This window comes from Nostoc sp. DedQUE07, from assembly GCF_034530975.2.
In the GTDB taxonomy this organism is placed as follows: domain Bacteria; phylum Cyanobacteriota; class Cyanobacteriia; order Cyanobacteriales; family Nostocaceae; genus Nostoc.
Genome location: NZ_JAVRCC020000010.1, coordinates 168644 through 187472, shown reverse-complemented (window position 1 = coordinate 187472; position 18829 = coordinate 168644). Strand labels below are relative to the sequence as shown.

Here is an 18829-nt window from a genome sequence, read left to right as displayed (position 1 = left end):
TTGGTGGATTAACATCGGAGCTTAATCGTAAGTGATTTACCGGACATGATATAACTTAACCAAGAATAGTGCAAACCATCCGCACCCATGCCGAAAGTTAAGGAACCAAACCCAACATTTACTCTCTGTTAGCACTAATTGCATTGAACAATCGAATGGGAGGTGCTGTTTTAAGTACCTCCCATTCCATGCTAGAGCGATCAAAGAGCGCTAGCTTAAGATTAAACAACCACAAAGTTGTTTTCAGTTAGTGTCACACTACCCAAAAGTTGTGCAAACTTTACCTGAGTAAATTCACCTGCACTGCCATCGGCGTCAAAATATAGTGCACCCGTAATATTGTCATAGATAAATCGTTGATCGCTTGTGGTTGCAGATATTCCAATTGTAAACTGATTAGGGAAAAGTGAACCTATTGAGAACCTTGGAGATGTTTCGATTATAAACGGACTACCGTATGATAATGATAACGATGACTGCGATAACTCGTTCTCAAAACCAGCAGCCGATACCTGAATTATTTCATTGGTGGCGTTGAAGTCATAAATAGTATCAACACTTCCATAATAACTATTGAAAACAAACGTATCAGTACTAGCTCCTCCATAAAGGCTATCACTACCCTCGCCACCTGTGAGGATATCATTACCATCATCCCCAGAGAGTAGGTTATTGCCTGAATAGACACCAGCACTCAAGCTATCATTACCTGCACCGCCAATAATCGTATCATTGTCACCATTGCCACGATTGCCATAGAGCGTATCGTTGCCATTGCTCCCCACAATGTTGTCATCGTACTCTGTACCTGAGATATTTAATCGCTCGATATTCTTGTAGCTAACCCCATCCGTGCCTGCCGTAATTGAGCCAATGTTAGTACTGGCATTGTATGTCGTTGTGATTCCTCCGGTAGAAAAGTTAAGATTAACGGAGTACAAATCGTCACCCTTACCCCCATCTATCGTATCATTGCCACTGTTACCACCATTGTAATCATCATTGCTCCCGGAGAGCGTATCGTTGCCATCGTTCCCCACAATGTTGTCATCGTACTCTGTACCTGAGATATTTAATCGTTCGATATTCTTGTAACTAACGGTATTCGTGCCGGCTGTAATTAGGCCAATGTTAGTACTGGCATTGAATGTGGTTGTGATTCCTTTGCTAGCAAACCTGTAATTGCCGGACAACACATCGTCACCCTTACCCCCATCTATCGTATCATTGCCACTACCATTTGTGGAGAGCGTATCGTCGCCATCGTTCCCCACAATGTTATCATCGTACTGTGAACCTGAGATATTTAATTGTTCGATATTCTTGTAGCTAACGCTATTCGTGCCCGCCGTAATTAAGCCAACCTTAGTACTGGCATTAAATGTCGTTGTGATCCCCCCTGTAGCATAATAGCTGTAATCGATGGACAACAAATCGTCACCCTTACCCCCATCTATCGTATCTTTGCCACCATTGCTCCCAGAGAGTGTATCGTTGCCATTGCTTCCCACAATGTTGTCATCGGACTGTGAACCTGAAAAATTGTACTCTGAACCTGAAATATTTAATCGTTCTATATTCTTGTAGCTAACGCTATATGTGCCCATCGTAATTGAGCCAATGTTAGTAGTGGCATTGAATGTTGTCGTGATTCCTGCGGTAGGATTGCCAAAATTGACGGACAACACATCGTTACCCTTACCTCCATCTACCGTTTGTGTCACCAAATCAGAATCAGAGGGGTCATTATATTCGGATAAGAAGCTTAGATAGAAGGCATCATTACCATCGCCGCCAGAGAGCAGATTATCGCCTGTCGAACCGCTAGCATCTAAGGTATCATCACCAGCGCCACCGTTAAGGGTGTTATTGCCAGACGCGACAGAGTTGTTGTAGAAGTCGCCACCTCGAGTCTCATAGCCAGAGATGTTAAGAAAATCATTGCCATCGCCCCCAAAAAGCAGGTTATCGCCTCTTGAACCGCTAGCACCCAAGGTATCATCACCAGCACCACCATTGAGGGTGTTATTACCAGACGCGACAGAGTTAGTGGAGGTGTAGTAGTACTGACTGGAACTTCCAGACTCATAGCCAGAGATGTCAAGAGAATCATTACCATCGCCCCCAGAAAGCAGGTTATCGCCCTTTGAACCCCTAGCACTCAAGGTATCGTTACCAGCACCACCGTTGAGGGTATTATTTCCTAACCAGAGAAGATCGTATGCGTACAAGGGGCCGGAGTCGTACTGGTAGCCAGAGGCAAAGAGAAAATCATTGCCATCGCCCCCAAAGAGCAAATTATCGCCTAGTGAATAGTCAACATTCAAGGTATCATTACCAGCACCACCGTTGAGAGTATTATTGCCCGCACCACCCCTCAAAAGATCGTTGCCACTTTTGCCATCAATGATGTCATCACCCCCTTGACCATTAATCACATCATCTGAGTTGTCAAAGCCGTTAACATTATTGTCGAGGTCATTAAGAAAGGTGACAGTGTTCTTTTTGAAGATAGTGCTTTGGGTAGAGTTGGCATTGAAGACATCAAAGCTATCTGTGATGGTAGTTTGCCCATAAAAAAGAATATTGCCCACGTCTACAGTGGCTCCTGTAGATAAGCTTAGGTTATCCAGGTTTTCCAGAGCGAAGTTTTCCAGGATGAGTTTGCGACTACCAAACACCCCAGAAAAGGTGATTTCCAGATTGTTGCCATTCTGAGTCAACAGCAGATTTTTGGCAGTCAAGCCTACACCTTGAAATGTTAGGGTGTCTACTTCCCCAATGACTGCTGCTGTCGGGTTTGTCCCTTTACCTACGGCACCGAAATCAGCAATCTTACTATTGTTGTAAAGGAAAGAGTTGTAAACAAATTTATCTTTACCACCGCCACCTGTGAAGATATTTTTGCCATTGCCATCTATGAGGATATCATCGCCATTACCACCGTTGAGAGTATTATTACCAAAAGCGCCAGAAACGGAAAGAGAATCATTGCCATCGCCCCCAAAGAGCAGGTTATCGGCTGGTGAATTGCTGGCATCCAAGGTATCTTCACCAGTACCACCGTTAAGGGTGTTTTTGTCAGCCGAGTCTTGTTGCGGGAAGGAGTATTGCTGATCGGGAGAGGAGCTAGAGACGGAGAGAAAATCATTGCCATCACCCCCATTCAGTAGCTTATCGCCTGATGAATCGCTACCACTCAAGGTATCGTCACCAGCACTACCAATGAGAGTATCATTTCCTGTTACACCACCCCTCAAAACGTCATTGCCACCTTTACCGTCAATGATGTCATCACCTCCTTGACCATTAATCACATCATCTGAGTTGTCAAAGCCATTGACATTGTTGTCGAGGTCGTTAAGGAAGGTGACTGTGTTCTTGTTAAAGATAGTGCTTTGGGTAGAGTCGGCATTGAAGACATCAAAGCTGTCTGTGATACTAGTTTGCCCATCAAACACGATATTGCCAACCTGGGCTAAATTGTCTAGGTTTTCCAGGGCAAAGTTTTGCAAGACTACTTTGACACCACCTTTGCCTTCAAAGGTGATTTCTAAATTTTTACCATTTTGAGTTAATTGCAAATTTCTGGCAGTGAATTGTTCATCTCCTGTAAATTGCAAGGTATCTGCTTCAGCAATTACCGATGCTAATGGGTTTGAGTTTTTACCAATGCCACCGAAATCAGTGATGGTAATGATACCAGAAGCGCCCTTGCCGCCAGCGTAAACAAATTTATCCTTGCCGCCGCCACCAGTTGTCAAGTCATTAACATAACTAATTACCTTATCGTAATAAAAGGTGTCATTCCCATTGCCACCGTTAAGGGTGTTATTACCATAGAAGATATAGGAGTTAGAGGTTGAGACAATATCGTTAGAGGTCAAAAAAGTATCATTACCATCGCCTCCAAAGAGCAAGTTATTGCCTGATGAATGTTCAGCATTCAATGTATCATCACCAGTGCCACCGTTGAGGGTAGTATTGCCTGATGAATAGTCAACATTCAAGTAATCGTTACCAGCATCGCCGTTGAGGATGTCGTAGCTTCTCTTACCATATAGTTTATCGTCACCTGCTAAACCATTAATCAGGTCATCACTCGTTGTCCCATAGAGAGTATCATTACCGTTAGTGCCATTGATATTTGCCATAACTTTCTACCTATCTAAATCGATTTTTTCAGTAACTTTCAGTTCTAAACCTACGGTTTGTACATTTTTAGGGTACAAAGAATTTAGCGAAATTTGACATTTTTGGCATACTTTCATTTCTTCCCTCTTGAAGGAAAGTAATATTTCTCTACGATTCACCTTATTTCAAGGCTTTTACGTAGTAATTATCCAACTATTCTCTTAACTATCTAAGATCGCCTGCGGTTTTTGCTAGCATACGCATTAAGCAAAAATTGTTAGAAGTTGCTAGAATTACAAACGCAGACATGATCCAACTTAGCCAAGAACACTTGCAAATCATCCGCACCCATGCCGAAAGCACCTACCCAGATGAGTGCTGTGGTATAATTTTGGGCTATCTGGCTAGTGAGGGCAAAACTGTGGTAGAAGTCATGCCAACAGAAAATGCTTGGAATACAAAAGCGGCTGCTGAATTTCCAGGGGAAGGCACAACAGAAAGTAAAAGACGGCAATATACGATCGCACCCGAAGTTATGTTAAAAACACAAAGGGAAGCACGCGATCGCTCATTGAACATTATCGGGATTTTTCATTCTCATCCAGATCATCCTGCTATACCCTCAGAATGCGATCGCCTATACGCTTGGCAGGGATACTCGTATATAATAGTTTCCGTCCAAAACGGCAAAGCTGGAGAACTACAAAGCTGGAGCCTTGATGATACTCATCAGTTTCAAATAGAGGCAATTGAAAATATAAAATAACTGGCTTAGTTTAAAGACAGTCACTCATCGCGGTTTTCGCCGCTATCACAGATGAAAATTCGTCTTTCCCACTCGTATCTCCATATAATATCATGTCCGCCAAATTACCCATAATAAAAGAACCCCACCCCCAACCCCTCCCGAAAAGCGGGGAGGGGAGACAAAGCACAGCTTTGGCGGGGTGGGGTTCTTCGGGTTTAATAAGCAATCAAGCGGACATGATATAAGATCCAGTTTTTCGATAGGATTAATATTCCGCTTTCCCACATCATAACTGCTATGCTCAATCCCAATCTGGACGAAATCCAGTTAAGCAAAGACGATTACGAACGCTACTCCCGACACCTGATTTTACCGGAAGTAGGACTAGAGGGACAGAAGCGCCTGAAAGCCGCTAGTGTAATGTGTATCGGTACAGGCGGACTCGGTTCACCACTACTTTTATATTTGGCGGCGGCGGGTATTGGACGCATCGGAATTGTCGATTTTGATATTGTCGATACTTCTAATCTGCAACGCCAAGTAATTCACGGGACATCCTGGGTGGGTAAACCTAAGATTGAATCGGCAAAAAACCGGATTCACGAGATTAACCCCTATTGTCAGGTTGATTTATACGAAACTCGTCTGACTTCCGAAAACGCCTTGGAACTGATTCAACCTTACGATATCGTCGTGGATGGTACTGATAACTTCCCCACCAGATATCTAGTTAACGACGCCTGCGTATTGCTGAATAAGCCCAACGTCTACGGTTCAATTTTACGCTTTGAAGGGCAAGCTACTGTATTTAATTACGAAGGTGGCCCGAATTATCGTGACCTTTTCCCAGAACCACCACCACCAGGAATGGTTCCTTCTTGTGCAGAAGGTGGCGTTTTGGGAATTTTGCCAGGAATTATTGGTTTAATCCAGGCAACCGAAGCTGTTAAAATCATTCTGGGACAAGGCAACACTCTTAGCGGACGATTGCTGCTATACAACGCCTTGGATATGAAATTTCGGGAGTTAAAGCTGCGTCCGAACCCGATTCGCCCAGTGATTGAAAAGCTGATAGACTACGAAGAATTCTGCGGGATTCCACAAGCTAAGGCAGAGGAGGCAAAACAGCAGATGGAAAGTCAAGAAATGACCGTCAAGGATTTGAAAGAGTTGCTGGATAGCGGTGCAAAGGATTTTGTACTGCTGGATGTCCGCAACCCCCATGAGTACGACATTGCCAAGATTCCGGGTTCAGTGTTGGTGCCCTTACCAGACATTGAAAATGGGAATGGCGTTGCTAAGGTGAAGGAAATATTGAACGGCCACCGCCTAATTGCTCATTGTAAGATGGGCGGGCGATCGGCAAAAGCTCTCGCCATTCTCAAGGAATCCGGGATTGTCGGGACAAATGTTAAAGGCGGAATTACCGCTTGGAGTCGAGAAATCGATCCTTCAGTTCCAGAGTATTAACAAAGAGAGGCAGGAGGCACAAGGAAGGGTTAAAGGGGAAGGGTGAAAGGGGAAAGGAGAATATCTGTCCTTTTCCCTTTAACCTTTTCCCTTTCCCCCTCTTCTTCTGCCGTGAGCAGAGCGAGTTTGCAGTTTAAATCCCCACTTCCCATCTCCTGATGACCTTTTTGGAATTAAAAATTAAAAGTTAAAAATTAAAAATTTTTCTATTTTTAATTAATTAATTTTGGTACAGAGCTAACAATGATAGATAGCGTAGTGTTAGCGAGTCCACGTACTCCTGCAAAGAAGCAAGCTAGGCGCAGCGTCTCGTAGAGAGCGTCTTGAAATTTTTAATTAATAATTTTTAATTTTTAATTGGAGCGAAGCGACTTGACTACCTCGAAATCTCATCTGAATATTTTATGGGTGCAAGTTTGGGTGTTGGCAGCTGTGCAGGGAGCAATTACCCTCTCGTGGTTAATTTATAATATCTATTTACCGCAACTTTTGACTCAGTTTAGTTTTCCTGCTTCACTGGCAGTTGGTTTGGTGCTAGTCGAAAATGCTTTGGGTGCGGTGCTGGAACCAGTGATGGGTGGACTTTCAGACCAAGCTAGACGCTGGGTAGGAACTCGGTTTCCTTTTATCTCAGTAGGTATGATTCTGGCATCGGCTTTGTTTATTGCTATACCATGCGTTGTAAGTTTGATCCCGCCTACTACCGTGATGCGATCGCTCTTACCTATAGTATTGGTAGCTTGGGCATTGGCAATGACAATATTTCGTTCTCCAGTTATGTGCCTATTGGGGATGTATTCAAAACCAGCCCAGTTACCTTTAACAGCAAGTTTTGTCACTTTAACAGGCGGTGTGATTGGAGCTTTTAAACCAATAAGCTACAAGTTTATTCTGAGTTTAGGCCCAGTTTATACTTTTGCGATCAGTTCTTTTGTGATGCTGGGGGCGGCAGCCGTGTTTCGCTTAGTCAATCCCCCAGAAGTACCAGTAGATAGACACCAAGCAGAAACAGTAAAGTTGCCCTTAGAGAAATTGGCGTTGATTTTAGGAACTGGTTTTGGTGTCGCCTGGGGTATCCGATTTCTCATGGATGTCTTGGGTAAAGTACTCAAGACCCAACTGAATACTGATAATATTGATATGCAAATGGTTTGGATTGGAATAGCGATCGCAATTGCCAGCATACCAGCAGGAATTTTTGCCGTTAAAATTGGTAATAGTCAAGCAATGCTTTGTGGGATCTGTGCAATCATCCCTTCGTTATTGATAATGATATCTCTGGGCGCACAAATTCCACTAATTGTGTTGATCGTTGCGAGCTTTAGTTTAATTGTCAACGGGGCAATTCCTTTTGCTTTAGGGCAAGTACCCCAGCGATGGGCGGGATTAGGAATTGGGATGTATTTTGGTGGGTTTGCTTTAGCAATGAGTTTGTTTGGCGTTATATTTCCCCAACTGCAAGTAATAACACCTTTTTTTGGTGCTGTTGGGGGTGGATTAGCATTTTTGCTAGCTGGTATTTGTATTGCGATAAGTGGCATTTCTGAAACGCAAAGGAACGCAGAGGTTTAACGCAGAGGGACGCAAAGTTATCTTCTGCGTCCCTCTATGTATGAATTACGAATTACGAATTACGAATTAGCTACGGGTTTAACTTGACTCAATAAATCGTGCAGTTTTTCGCCTTCAATGACCTCTGTTTCTAAGAGCTGAGTAGCGATCGCTTCTAGCAAGTCTCGATTCTGTCTGAGAATCTCTAGGGCTTGTTCGTGGGCTGTTTCCACGATTTCCTTGACTTCGATATCAATCGCTTTCGCTGTATCTTCACTTACCAATCTCCGAGGATTCGGCGCACCATTACCCAAAAATGCTGCTTGTTGTCCTTGTTGATAAGCTAATGGCCCTAAGACTTTGCTCATACCATAAGCTGTTACCATCCGTTCTGCCAAGTCAGTTGCTCGTTGCAAATCGTTGGAAGCACCTGTGGTAATACTGTTAAACACAACCTCTTCGGCGGAACGTCCACCCAACAAAGTTGCAATCTGACCCCGCAGTTCATCTTCATTCATCAAAAAGCGGTCTTCAGTTGGTAATTGCAGAGTGTAGCCCAAAGCTGCCATCCCACGAGGAATAATCGAAATCTTTTCTACACGACCGTTTCCGGTTGTGAGCGCCCCAACCATTGCGTGACCAACTTCATGGTATGCAACAATCTTTTTCTCAGTCTCGTTCATCACGCGACTCTTCTTCTCTAAACCGGCAACTACCCGCTCAATTGCTTCGGCAAAGTCTTCTTGAGCAACCTTTTCACGCAGATTGCGCGCTGCCAATAATGCGGCTTCGTTTACCAAGTTTGCCAAATCTGCGCCAGCAAAACCAGGGGTACGAGTAGCGATCGCTTTTAAATCTACATCATCTCCTAATTTGACCTTTTGAGCGTGAATCTTGAGAATTGCTTCACGGCCAGATAAATCGGGACGGTCTACCAACACTTGGCGGTCAAAGCGACCTGGACGCAGCAATGCCGGGTCTAGAGTTTCCGGGCGATTGGTCGCTGCTAGTACAATTACTGTTGCATCCCCAGCTGCAAACCCATCCATCTCAGTTAGTAATTGGTTGAGGGTTTGTTCGCGCTCGTCGTTACCACCGTAGAAGCCGTTACTGCTACGAGACTTACCGATCGCATCCAATTCATCAATGAATACAATACAGGGAGCTTGTTTTTTAGCCTGTTCAAACAAATCCCGCACTCTGGAAGAACCGACACCGACAAACAATTCGACAAACTCGGAACCAGAGATGCTGAAAAATGGAACTCCTGCTTCTCCTGCTACGGCTTTCGCTAAAAGTGTTTTACCAGTACCTGGAGGGCCAACTAACAACACACCTTTGGGAATCCTAGCGCCAATTTGCGTAAACCGTGCCGGAGTCTTGAGGAAATCTACAATTTCTACTAACTCAGTTTTCGCTTCTTCTACCCCAGCCACATCTGCAAAGGTGATTTTAGCGGATTCGCCTTCAACGTAAACCTTAGCTTTGCTCTTACCAATCGAAAGGGCACCTTGAGGGCCACCGCCACCAGCACCACGTGCAAGAAAGAACTGCCAAATCCCAATAAAAATCAGTGGTGGAATCACCCAACTTAACAGGGTTGTAAACCAAGTATTCTTAGGTGGCGGTGTAGCAGCAAACTCAACTCCCTTTTCTTCTAAGAGTTTGGGTAACTCCAAATCAAAGATGGGTGTAGTTGCAAACACCTGACCCGGCTCGGCATTTTCTGTTTTTATTTGGTAGAGGATCTGGTTTTGACCAACGGAAACGCGGTTGACTTCCCCTTCCTGTACTTGATGAATAAACAAGCTGTAAGGAACACCAGTCGGGCCAGAAGCAAATAAATTAGGCAAAAATAAATTTAAGAGCAAGAATAGCCCTGATACTGCCAGTAATATATTAGCGACGATCCGAAACCGAGGTGACTTAGGCTGTTCTTTAATTCCCATAAATGTTACCAATCCTGAAATAATGAAACTAACTTGAAAATTGTGTATGGGGCATAGGGCATTGGTTTTACCCATTCTCCTCTGTTTCTCATTTTCCTTAACGCTTTGAGAAACTTGATTAAAGACTGGTCAAAAATGCTGGTATATTCGCATCTGAGCAATGTCTACGATGGGCTGTAAGGCTCATGATGCTCGTTAGCCCTTACATCTCTTTGGGAGAAGACTCGCTAACGATAAGGCAAAGTTATTCGGCTTGTCTGGGTCTTCAAGTATACTATTGTTTCTCATAATTTCTCCCATTTAGCAATGTTTGCAGTATTTTTTTACTTATTTATGTAACTAAACTTAACAATTTAATTAATCTTTGTGAACTAATGAGCAAATACGGTTTACCGTACTCAAAAAATATGCAGAGATTGGGAGACGCAAATAGAAATCCCCCACAAAGAGTTATTTTGAAGCCTTTGTGGAGTTTTCCTTGTTCCAATCTGGAATTTTTATCAAGTCATTCTACTCTGAACTTTGGAACTGCGTTCTCCATATATGCGGTTCCTCTAGCCATTAATGTCCATCATGTGACCAGTGGGGGCGATCGCTAGATAATTTAATCACACCGTAAGAACGCCCAACTTGCCATAAAGTAGAATTTTCATAACTCGTTCGTGGCTGATTGATGCTGACTGTCGTTCCGTTAGCGTTTTTGATATTTAAGGTTCCTGACCAAGTAATTTCCCAATCAATTGCTAATCTTTGGGTATGACGAGAGGTAAGAACAGGTCGAAAAGCAATATTATAAGCAGACACCATTTCTTTAGCAGCTTGGACAGAACCAGCATTGGTGTAATGTAGCCAATTAATATCTACATTAGGCATCGGTGGAACATCTTTGGCAGCAATTTCATTATTGCTAATACGAAAAGCATAGTGCATTAAATAAGCTCGTTCTGAAGGGCGAAATACTGAAGATATATCGATATTAGCTCCGGCATTTTTTAAGGCTTGCTCAAAAGCTTGTACTTTTTGACGAAAGGGAGAAGCTAAATCATCAATTGAGTCGCTGTCTGGGAAAAAATTAACCCAGGCTTTTCCACTCAGTCGTTGTCTTAATCTTTTGGCATATTCAGTTATGTTGTCTAAAGCCAACTCCAAATCAATGCCAAGCTTGGTTTTTGTTGTATTAGAAAGCTGTTGAGCTAACTCGGCTCGAAAATTGACGTCTCTGATTTTATAAGTTTCGGCTAGTCCTTTTGTACTGTTGGGGCCAAAGTCTCCATCAGCTACTAACGGCGGATTCAAACGACCGATCGCTGTTAAACTTTTTTGTAAATCTTTGACCTCATTTACTCCAAAGTTAAGATAGGTTAAGAATTTATTCCCGGCATCGGTGTAGATAGCAAAATAAATTGCAAAACCTTGCTCTAGCGCTTTTTTATAAGTAGCTGTATCGACAATTCCCGTTACTGTTAAAGCATTACTAGTCTGATAATCACGCGTTGCTTGAGTTGTAATATTCCCAAAATCCCCATCAACGGCAGCAATCGGGAAGTCATAATCTAAAAGAAATTTCTGCCAAGCAGTTACAATTGGCCCTTCGGATTTTTTCTGGAGAGTCGGAAGTTGCAAAGCTTGAAGTTTAAAGCTCATAGTTTTTCTTGGATGAAACAATTGTTTTGAGTTAATTTCTCTGTCACTATTCGTCGTATAATTTAAGTTACTACCGCTGCCAATTTGGTATCTCGTACTTCATGAGAGCGATTGGAGTTCAATAAACGCTGTTTTGCAAAACCCACTTTGGATTATAACATCCGCAGTTATATTAGATTTTCTCAGGCGATCGCCGATCATCGTATATATAAACGCCTCTATCCTTTTGTTCTTTCTGTGATATCTTACGGTTCCTGTGCTACGCGTAATACGTTAATTAAATTCATCCTATCAGGTGAGTCTAATGGGTGAGGTACAACAAACACGAAGTATTGTACCTTGAGGCTATCAAATGGTTATTTAGCACCCCAATTTCTCGGCTCAAAAATTAGGAAGTAGATAATGACTGTAAACCAAATTATTGGAGATTCAAAAAATAATATTTTTGCAAACCTTGGTAAACATTTTTTTGCCTGGATGATGGCTTCAAATAGTAGTAAATATGATAAAATAGTCAGCGATCGCCAACGTTCTCTTTTTGCTAATCTCCAAGGTAAAGTTTTAGAAATTGGCCCCAGAATAGGCGCTAACTTACCCTACTATCCTAAAGATATCCATTGGATAGGAATCGAGCCAAATTCACATAGGCATTCTTCTCTTCAAAAACAAGCAGAAAAACTGGGTTTAAATATCGACCTCCGCATTGGTAATGCCGAATGGTTAGATGCCGAAGATAACAGCATCGATACTGTTGTTAGTACATTATTTTTATGCTCTGTGCCGAATATAGATTATACATTGCAGGCAATTTTAAGAGTACTTAAACCAGGCGGACGCTTCTTATTTATTGAACGTGTCGCCGCACCTCAAGGAAGTTTATTGCGACAAGTACAAAACACAATTAGTCCAATTGGGAAAGCAATAGGTGATGGTTGTCATCCAGATAAAGAAATTTGGATAGCATTAGGAAAGGCTGGTTTTAGTAGCATCAATTATGAGCGATTTGATGCGCAATTGCCAATTGTTAGTCCTCATATTATCGGCGTAGCAACAAAATAAAAGTATGAATAAACCCCCGGCTTAAGTCGTGGGGTTTATCAGGTTTTCCAGCAGAGATTTTATGGATTCTCGCGCAGGAAAGTATCAATATCATTTAGTTCCTGCTGATTGAGGCGAAATTCTCCAGCACCAATGATTCCTTCTACCTGCTTGGGATTGCGTCCGCCAACGATCGCCGCAGTCACCGCCGGATTATTTAAAGTCCAAGCGATCGCTACTTCACCTGGCGAGCGATCGTGTTGTTGACCAATGTGTTGCAACACTTCGACTAACTTCAGGTTACGAGATAGACGTGGCTCCTGAAATTCACTATTGTTTTTGCGCCAATCATTATCTGGGAAATTAGCAACTCGCTCAGGTGTCATCTTTCCTGTAAGCAAACCAGATTGCATAGGTGAATAAACAATCACACCTATGTTATTTTCCTTACAAAAAGGCAGAATCTCCTTTTCGACATCCGGCTTCACCAGCGAATAAGGCGGTTGCAATGACGTAATTGGTGCAATCTCTTGGATACGTTTCAACTGTTCGACATTGAAATTGGAAACTCCGATATAGCGAACCTTACCCTCATCCTTGAGCTTGGCCAAAGTTGTCCAGCCTTCTTCGATTTCTGAGTCAGGGTTGGGCCAGTGGATTTGGTAAAGGTCGATGGTTTCAACGTCTAGTCGGCGCAGACTGGCTTCAACCTCCCGCCGCAAAGAATCCGCTTTCAAACTGCGAGCAATTTCGCCCTTTTCATCCCAGATCATTGAGCATTTCGTGAAAATGTAAGGGCGACTAGATCGACCTTTGAGCGCCTTAGCAACAACCTCTTCAGAATGCCCTAAACCATAAATAGCTGCGGTGTCAATCCAATTAACGCCGAGGTCAAGAGCGCGATCGATCGCCGCGATCGATTCTTGGTCATCTTGCTCTCCCCAGCCAAAAGCCCATTCACCGCCACCAATCGCCCAAGCACCAAAGCCGATTGGGGTAATGTTAAGCTCTGAATTGCCAAGCTGTTTGGTTTGCATATCTACCTTCTGCAAGAATTTTTGAGTCAATTGCTACTTTAAGCTGCAAATATTTTCTCAACAGCTATCTGAGGTGTGAATTAGTACTGGTGCAAATATGACAGGCGATCGCTACTTGTGTAGGATTACTAAATCTCAAATATTGTGTTGATACACACTACTTATACACTAAACTTGCTCAAAGATAGTAAAAGTTGTCAGTGCCGAGCAAAATAGAGAAGCAATATGTCAGAAGATTTAAAAGGCAAAGTTGCGCTGATTACAGGCGCAAACAAAGGTATTGGATATGAGATTGCCCGCCAACTAGGTTCTAGAGGTGCTACTGTTCTTGTTGGTTCAAGAGATATAGGACGTGGTGAAGAAGCAGCGAATAAACTTCGTCTTAGCCAGATCGATACCCGAACAATTCAACTTGATGTGAGCGACCAAAAAACAATCGACTCTGCGGCTAAACAAATCGAGAGCGAATTTGGAAAACTTGATATTCTTGTGAACAATGCTGGAATAATAAGTGATGGCGATGCCTACGGCGGTAAACTACGCCTTCCACCTAGTCAAGTTGATATTGAAACACTGCGACATACTTATGAAACGAATGTATTTGGATTGTTTGCAGTTACAAAAGCGTTGTTGCCATTTTTAAAGAAATCAAAAGCAGGGCGAATAGTGAATTTATCAAGTGGTTTAGGTTCTCTGACTCTGAACTCCGATCCCAATTACGAATTCGCTGATTTTAAGTTTCTTGCTTATAACTCATCCAAAACAGCAGTGAATGCAATCACAGTTTTATTGGCTGCTGAACTTAAAGATACCCCAATTAAAATCAATGCTGCCGATCCTGGTTTTACGGCAACTGACATTAATCAATACCAAGGGTATCGCACTGTTGAGCAGGGTGCGATCGCAGCAGTAAGACTCGCTACTCTACCTGATGATGGTTCTAGCGGAGGATTTTTTGATGAAAACGGTGTGGTTCCTTGGTAAAAACTAGAGGGTATTGGGCATGGGTTATTTCCCTTATTCCCTTATCTCATCGTACCTTTACAGGAAAGCAAGCTAAGTGCAGTGTCTGTTTGCGACATACTACGCAAACGTACAAAGTGTTACGAATTACGAATTACGAATTACCAAACCTACCGAATATTAACCTCTTGCAAGTAATTTACTTCTTGAAGAGATTCAATTTTAGTAACTGACTTTTTCGGAACAAATAAATTTGTTCTTTTTGCAGAAGCTATCTTTTGATAGTCAGCTACCACGCGTTGTTTTTGGGTATACTCATTCAATTTGACTTGAGCTTGAGCATAAACTAAAGTATCGTTGGGAATATTTCGGAGAAATTTTACAGCTCGATCGAAATCACCAATAGATGCTTTTTTATAGGCTTTCTGTAAAAAGTAGGCTGCTCTGATCTGCCGTTTTCGATTATATTCAGCTAACTTGTCTTGAACTAAAGCCCCAGCACGACTTTCTTGAGGAATTTGACGTAGATATTGTAAGGCGGCAGAAAAATCTTTGTCAGCAGCTTTTTCGTAAGCTTTTGCTAATAAATCTTGCGTCTGTATTTCAATGTTGACAGATGCTTTCTGAACTATTTTATCTGTTTTAGATTGCCAATATGCAATCTTTGGAACTTTGGCAGCAGCATGAAGAACATCTGACCATCTGCTCTCTTGAAAAGCTAGTTGTGCTATTTCGTATTGCTGTGCAGCTACTTGCCATTGTTCTTGCCATTCTTCAATTGTGGCTTGCGCTTCTGGATAAACATTGCTGTGAGAAGGGATTGATTTAGCAAGTGCGATCGCTTCTTCTAAATCTCCGGCTTGATATTCTTTTGTGGCTTTATATAAAGTATCTGTTTCTGAATATGCAGGCGCAGTATTAACTAAAGAATATACACCAAATCCCATCACTAAAGAATTAGCTGCCAATCCTACTTTCATTCCCGTTAATAATGGGGATAATTTTCCAGATGCAGAATTTTTCGCTACTTCTAGGGAAAATTGAGAATCTTCCTCTAATGTTTCTGATGGCTGAGGTTCCCAGATTATTTGTTTGAGTACCCGCAACACTTCACCCGCAGACTGAAAGCGGTCTTGGTAATTGTAGCGGATCATTTGGCTGAGAACAGCAGCTAAATAATCGTTAACTGGCGTGTTTTGAGAACGCCAAAAAATTTCATTAGTAGAAGGATCGGTTTTTAATTGTAGTGGTTCTAGCCCTGTTAAAGCCTGAATAGCAATCATACCCAAAGCATAAATATCACTGTTGGGCTGTGTCTGACCAATAAATTGTTCTGGCGGTATGTATCCCAATGAAGTGACGGGAATTCTATAAATGGGCAATTCTGCACCTATGCCAAAATCGATCGACTGGATTGAGCCAAAGTCAATCATAACTAACTTGTTATCAACAGTACGTCTAATCAAGTTTTCCGGCTTGATATCGCAATGGATAACGCCTTGAGAGTGAACAAATTCTAGAATACCTAAGACATCTATCAAAAATTTTACAACTTCGCTCTCACTCCACAGACAGCCCCATTGGCTATCGATGGGCAATTCCGCAGTCAGCGCATGTCCTTCAATACACTCTTGCACTATATAAAATCGCTCGTTTTCTTCAAAACAGGCGATAAATTCAGGAATTTGGTCATGGCTTCCTAGAAGCTTGAGGGTTTGGGTTTCAGTCAGAAACAGTAACCTCAACATCTCCAAATAGCCAGATTCGGAACTGCTAACTTTAATCTGCTTAATAACGCATTTGGGATTCTCTGGATAATCTACATCTACAGCAATGTATGTTTGTCCAAACACCCCTGCACCGAGGCTTTGGACAACTTGGTAACGCCCTTGTAGTAATTTACCGATTATGTGGTGGGTCATGACCTGGTTACTCAGTAAGTCCTTTTATCTAGTTTTTCTGACATTCCCTCCTGTTTCCGGAATACTTTAGAAATAAATAACCATAATTTTGACACTAAAATATAAGTTAATTTTTTTTAAGTATTTTTGCGTATAAAAAACATTTTTTTAGGAAAAAAATACTTCGCAAACAAAATGCCTTTGTTGGGTTGCGCTTTGCTTCACCCAACCTACAATTTTTCTTAACTTTTAAGTAAGTCGGTGCAATAAAACCAAACTGTGTGAAGGAAAGTAAATAAGCCTCAAACTCTTTCTCCCCCTGCCCCCTGCCTTATCCCAATAATTATTTACACCGACCTACTTACCCTTTCCCCTTGACTTAGCAATTTCTTGTCTAATCTTGAGTCTTTTGTTGATATATTTGCGGCGCAAGAATCACTTGAATTTGCTTTTCGTGGCATTTTTGAGAAAAAATACTAATTTGCTCGGACTCATCTCCTTCAATTGACAAAGATTGCAAAAATCCTTGAAATCCTAAAAAAGCTAATTCATAGATAGCTTTCTGACTAAAAGCACCTTCAAAATAGCCCGTGTGGGTATCAACACCTTGAGGATCTGTATTCTTAAAAGACTTCCGAATAAATGCCAAGGTGAGTAAAATATAATTACCAAAATTTATCGCTGGCTTTTGGATGGCAGAACTAACTATTCCGATCTGCTTCATCCGGTCATCTTTATAATCTGTACAGTCAAAATATGTAAATAAATCTGCGGGTTGTACCAAGTCTTCTGACATTTCAGTTATCTCTTCAAATTTTCTATGTTCGCTACTAGAAGAACGAATTTCTAAATATTTATAAGGATTATCAAGGCTGTAACCTTTGCCATAGTCTTGTTTGTGTAAATTAACAACTCCATATCTGGGTGTGTGACCCACTGAATCATTTTTATTGTTGAAATGTTTAACTGTTATATTCCCAAGCCTGTACCCACTAATACGAGTTCGCGCTGGGAAACTAAAATAATTTGCGGCAGTAGAGGTAAATCGTAATGCTAGGTCGCCTTCATTACAAAATATATAAGCTTCTTCACAACGACGTAAAGAAGAACGAAGAAAATTAGCACGTCCTGGCAAGATACTTTCTACAGGGATATCAGGTGCAACTAATACAAGTCTGCCTAATCGAAATACATTACCAATATCCGAATTCGGTTTTTTATTAATAGATTTAACATCAAAAACATCAGAGAGAATCCGAATCACATCTGTTACTACAAAACACCCCATACTATGACTAATAAAAGATAATTTAATACGCTTATTTGGGGAAAGTTTTGCTGTATAATCTAACTGTCTGATCAATTCAACTAAATCTGTAGTTCCATAATTACTTGCTCTGTAAATATCACGAAAATAAGTAGATATCCTGAGAATAATTAGTGTAAAGATAATTGAAGATACAATACCAGATAAAATTAACATCGCTGTGAAAAAGTGGACAGCACTATTACTCACAATATTTAGGAATAATAAAGCTATGGCAGAGCATACACTAATTGTTAGTCCTAAAGCTAAATTAATAGCTAGTAAAGTTGGTAGAGAAGAAAGTGCGTTGATTAGCTTTTGTCTAAAGGAACCGGACTCATCCGTTTTTATAGGATTTTCTGATGGCCATCTGTATCCGATAAAAATATATTTATTTGGTTGTTCAATATGCGTATTAACATATTCATAAATCTTTCTACACCCCGTCTCTGTATCCGATGGTGTAGAACTATATCCATGAATATTTATAATTATTTCTGGGTCGGGGCTTGATTGCAAACTTTTAGAAATTTTCTCAATCATTTCTTGGGCTGAAGGTTCAGCTTTTCCATCATTGATATTAAAAAACTTTTTATTCGCAACTGATGAGAAATATCTATGAGAATTGTCTTCTTCTGTCTCAACGTTCAGTTTCGCAGTACTAACTACTAAATAACCAGGTATTTTTTCTTGATTATTTTTTTTAAATTCGTAAATTTTATACGGTTGATTGTCTGGCAGACTCTGATTATCAGGATAGGTCATTAGGTCTATTTCCTTTCACAATTTATATTCAGTATATCGCGATCGCTTTTTGGTGATATCAGGTCAGCCTGCTTAGATACTGAGTGAACTCAGTATTTATATGAGCGATCTATAAGCCAACTCTGACCCATACCATTACTGCTTGATGGTCATTAAAAGCTATAGCCTTATTCACCATAGCTTAAAGTTATTCAAGCGTGCCATTCAAGTATGAGCCAGCGTTGGATAGTCGGAAGTTTGTGGTAGTGTAATGAAACAAGGGGGGTTGATGCCTCACCTTGATATAAATTATACTGAGTATCAGATTAACTAAATAATCCTTA

11 protein-coding genes are annotated in these 18829 nt (G+C 41.4%); 5 read left to right on the top strand and 6 right to left on the bottom strand.

Going from position 1 to position 18829, the window contains the following annotated elements; translation table 11 throughout:
* Positions 1–221: 221 nt before the first annotated feature.
* On the bottom strand, positions 222–4154 hold the full coding sequence (locus RMZ95_RS11395; protein ID WP_322684478.1) for a calcium-binding protein: 3933 nt from the start codon (positions 4152–4154) through the stop codon (positions 222–224).
* Positions 4155–4441: 287 nt separating this feature from the next.
* Here RMZ95_RS11395 and RMZ95_RS11390 point away from each other — a divergent pair, with 287 nt between their 5' ends.
* From RMZ95_RS11390 to RMZ95_RS11380, 3 genes are all read left to right on the top strand, one after another.
* On the top strand, positions 4442–4900 hold the full coding sequence (locus tag RMZ95_RS11390; RefSeq protein ID WP_322684479.1) for a M67 family metallopeptidase: 459 nt from the start codon (positions 4442–4444) through the stop codon (positions 4898–4900).
* 279 nt (positions 4901–5179) lie between these two features.
* The gene (gene moeB / locus RMZ95_RS11385) at positions 5180–6352 is read left to right on the top strand and encodes a molybdopterin-synthase adenylyltransferase MoeB (RefSeq protein WP_322684480.1); all 1173 of its coding nucleotides are present in this window, start codon (positions 5180–5182) and stop codon (positions 6350–6352) included.
* Positions 6353–6724: 372 nt separating this feature from the next.
* Positions 6725–7924, top strand: coding sequence for an MFS transporter (locus RMZ95_RS11380; protein ID WP_322684481.1), 1200 nt, complete (start codon positions 6725–6727; stop codon positions 7922–7924).
* 59 nt (positions 7925–7983) lie between these two features.
* Here RMZ95_RS11380 and ftsH4 read toward each other — a convergent pair whose 3' ends face one another.
* Both ftsH4 and RMZ95_RS11370 read right to left on the bottom strand, forming a co-directional pair.
* Complete coding sequence (gene ftsH4, locus RMZ95_RS11375) at positions 7984–9852, bottom strand: ATP-dependent zinc metalloprotease FtsH4 (RefSeq protein ID WP_322670532.1); 1869 nt, start codon at positions 9850–9852, stop codon at positions 7984–7986.
* 561 nt (positions 9853–10413) lie between these two features.
* Positions 10414–11496: a peptidoglycan-binding protein gene (locus RMZ95_RS11370; protein WP_322684482.1), complete on the bottom strand. Its 1083-nt coding sequence runs from the start codon at positions 11494–11496 to the stop codon at positions 10414–10416.
* A gap of 402 nt (positions 11497–11898) precedes the next feature.
* Between RMZ95_RS11370 and RMZ95_RS11365 the strand changes: the two genes are divergently transcribed.
* Complete coding sequence (locus tag RMZ95_RS11365) at positions 11899–12555, top strand: class I SAM-dependent methyltransferase (RefSeq protein WP_322684483.1); 657 nt, start codon at positions 11899–11901, stop codon at positions 12553–12555.
* A 59-nt stretch (positions 12556–12614) separates the two neighbouring features.
* On the opposite strand, the gene RMZ95_RS11360 is transcribed toward RMZ95_RS11365, so the two are convergent.
* Positions 12615–13571 carry an aldo/keto reductase gene (locus RMZ95_RS11360; RefSeq protein ID WP_322684484.1) on the bottom strand — a complete coding sequence of 319 codons (957 nt, stop codon included), beginning with the start codon at positions 13569–13571 and terminating at the stop codon, positions 12615–12617.
* Positions 13572–13796: 225 nt separating this feature from the next.
* Between RMZ95_RS11360 and RMZ95_RS11355 the strand changes: the two genes are divergently transcribed.
* Positions 13797–14555: an SDR family oxidoreductase gene (locus RMZ95_RS11355; RefSeq protein WP_322684485.1), complete on the top strand. Its 759-nt coding sequence runs from the start codon at positions 13797–13799 to the stop codon at positions 14553–14555.
* Positions 14556–14704: 149 nt separating this feature from the next.
* On the opposite strand, the gene RMZ95_RS11350 is transcribed toward RMZ95_RS11355, so the two are convergent.
* The gene (locus RMZ95_RS11350; RefSeq protein ID WP_322684486.1) at positions 14705–16456 is read right to left on the bottom strand and encodes a serine/threonine-protein kinase; all 1752 of its coding nucleotides are present in this window, start codon (positions 16454–16456) and stop codon (positions 14705–14707) included.
* Positions 16457–16829: 373 nt separating this feature from the next.
* On the bottom strand, positions 16830–18506 hold the full coding sequence (locus RMZ95_RS11345; RefSeq protein ID WP_322684487.1) for an alpha/beta hydrolase: 1677 nt from the start codon (positions 18504–18506) through the stop codon (positions 16830–16832).
* Between the last annotated feature and the right edge of the window lie 323 nt (positions 18507–18829).

Excerpts from the sequence above, each read along its gene's own strand:
- RMZ95_RS11395 (WP_322684478.1), bottom strand. The coding sequence starts at position 4,154 with ATGGCAAATATCAATGGCACTAACGGTAATGATACTCTCTATGGGACA.
- RMZ95_RS11390 (WP_322684479.1), top strand. The coding sequence starts at position 4,442 with ATGATCCAACTTAGCCAAGAACACTTGCAAATCATCCGCACCCATGCC.
- moeB (WP_322684480.1), top strand. The coding sequence starts at position 5,180 with ATGCTCAATCCCAATCTGGACGAAATCCAGTTAAGCAAAGACGATTAC.
- ftsH4 (WP_322670532.1), bottom strand. The coding sequence starts at position 9,852 with ATGGGAATTAAAGAACAGCCTAAGTCACCTCGGTTTCGGATCGTCGCT.
- RMZ95_RS11370 (WP_322684482.1), bottom strand. The coding sequence starts at position 11,496 with ATGAGCTTTAAACTTCAAGCTTTGCAACTTCCGACTCTCCAGAAAAAA.
- RMZ95_RS11365 (WP_322684483.1), top strand. The coding sequence starts at position 11,899 with ATGACTGTAAACCAAATTATTGGAGATTCAAAAAATAATATTTTTGCA.
- RMZ95_RS11360 (WP_322684484.1), bottom strand. The coding sequence starts at position 13,571 with ATGCAAACCAAACAGCTTGGCAATTCAGAGCTTAACATTACCCCAATC.
- RMZ95_RS11355 (WP_322684485.1), top strand. The coding sequence starts at position 13,797 with ATGTCAGAAGATTTAAAAGGCAAAGTTGCGCTGATTACAGGCGCAAAC.
- RMZ95_RS11350 (WP_322684486.1), bottom strand. The coding sequence starts at position 16,456 with ATGACCCACCACATAATCGGTAAATTACTACAAGGGCGTTACCAAGTT.
- RMZ95_RS11345 (WP_322684487.1), bottom strand. The coding sequence starts at position 18,506 with ATGACCTATCCTGATAATCAGAGTCTGCCAGACAATCAACCGTATAAA.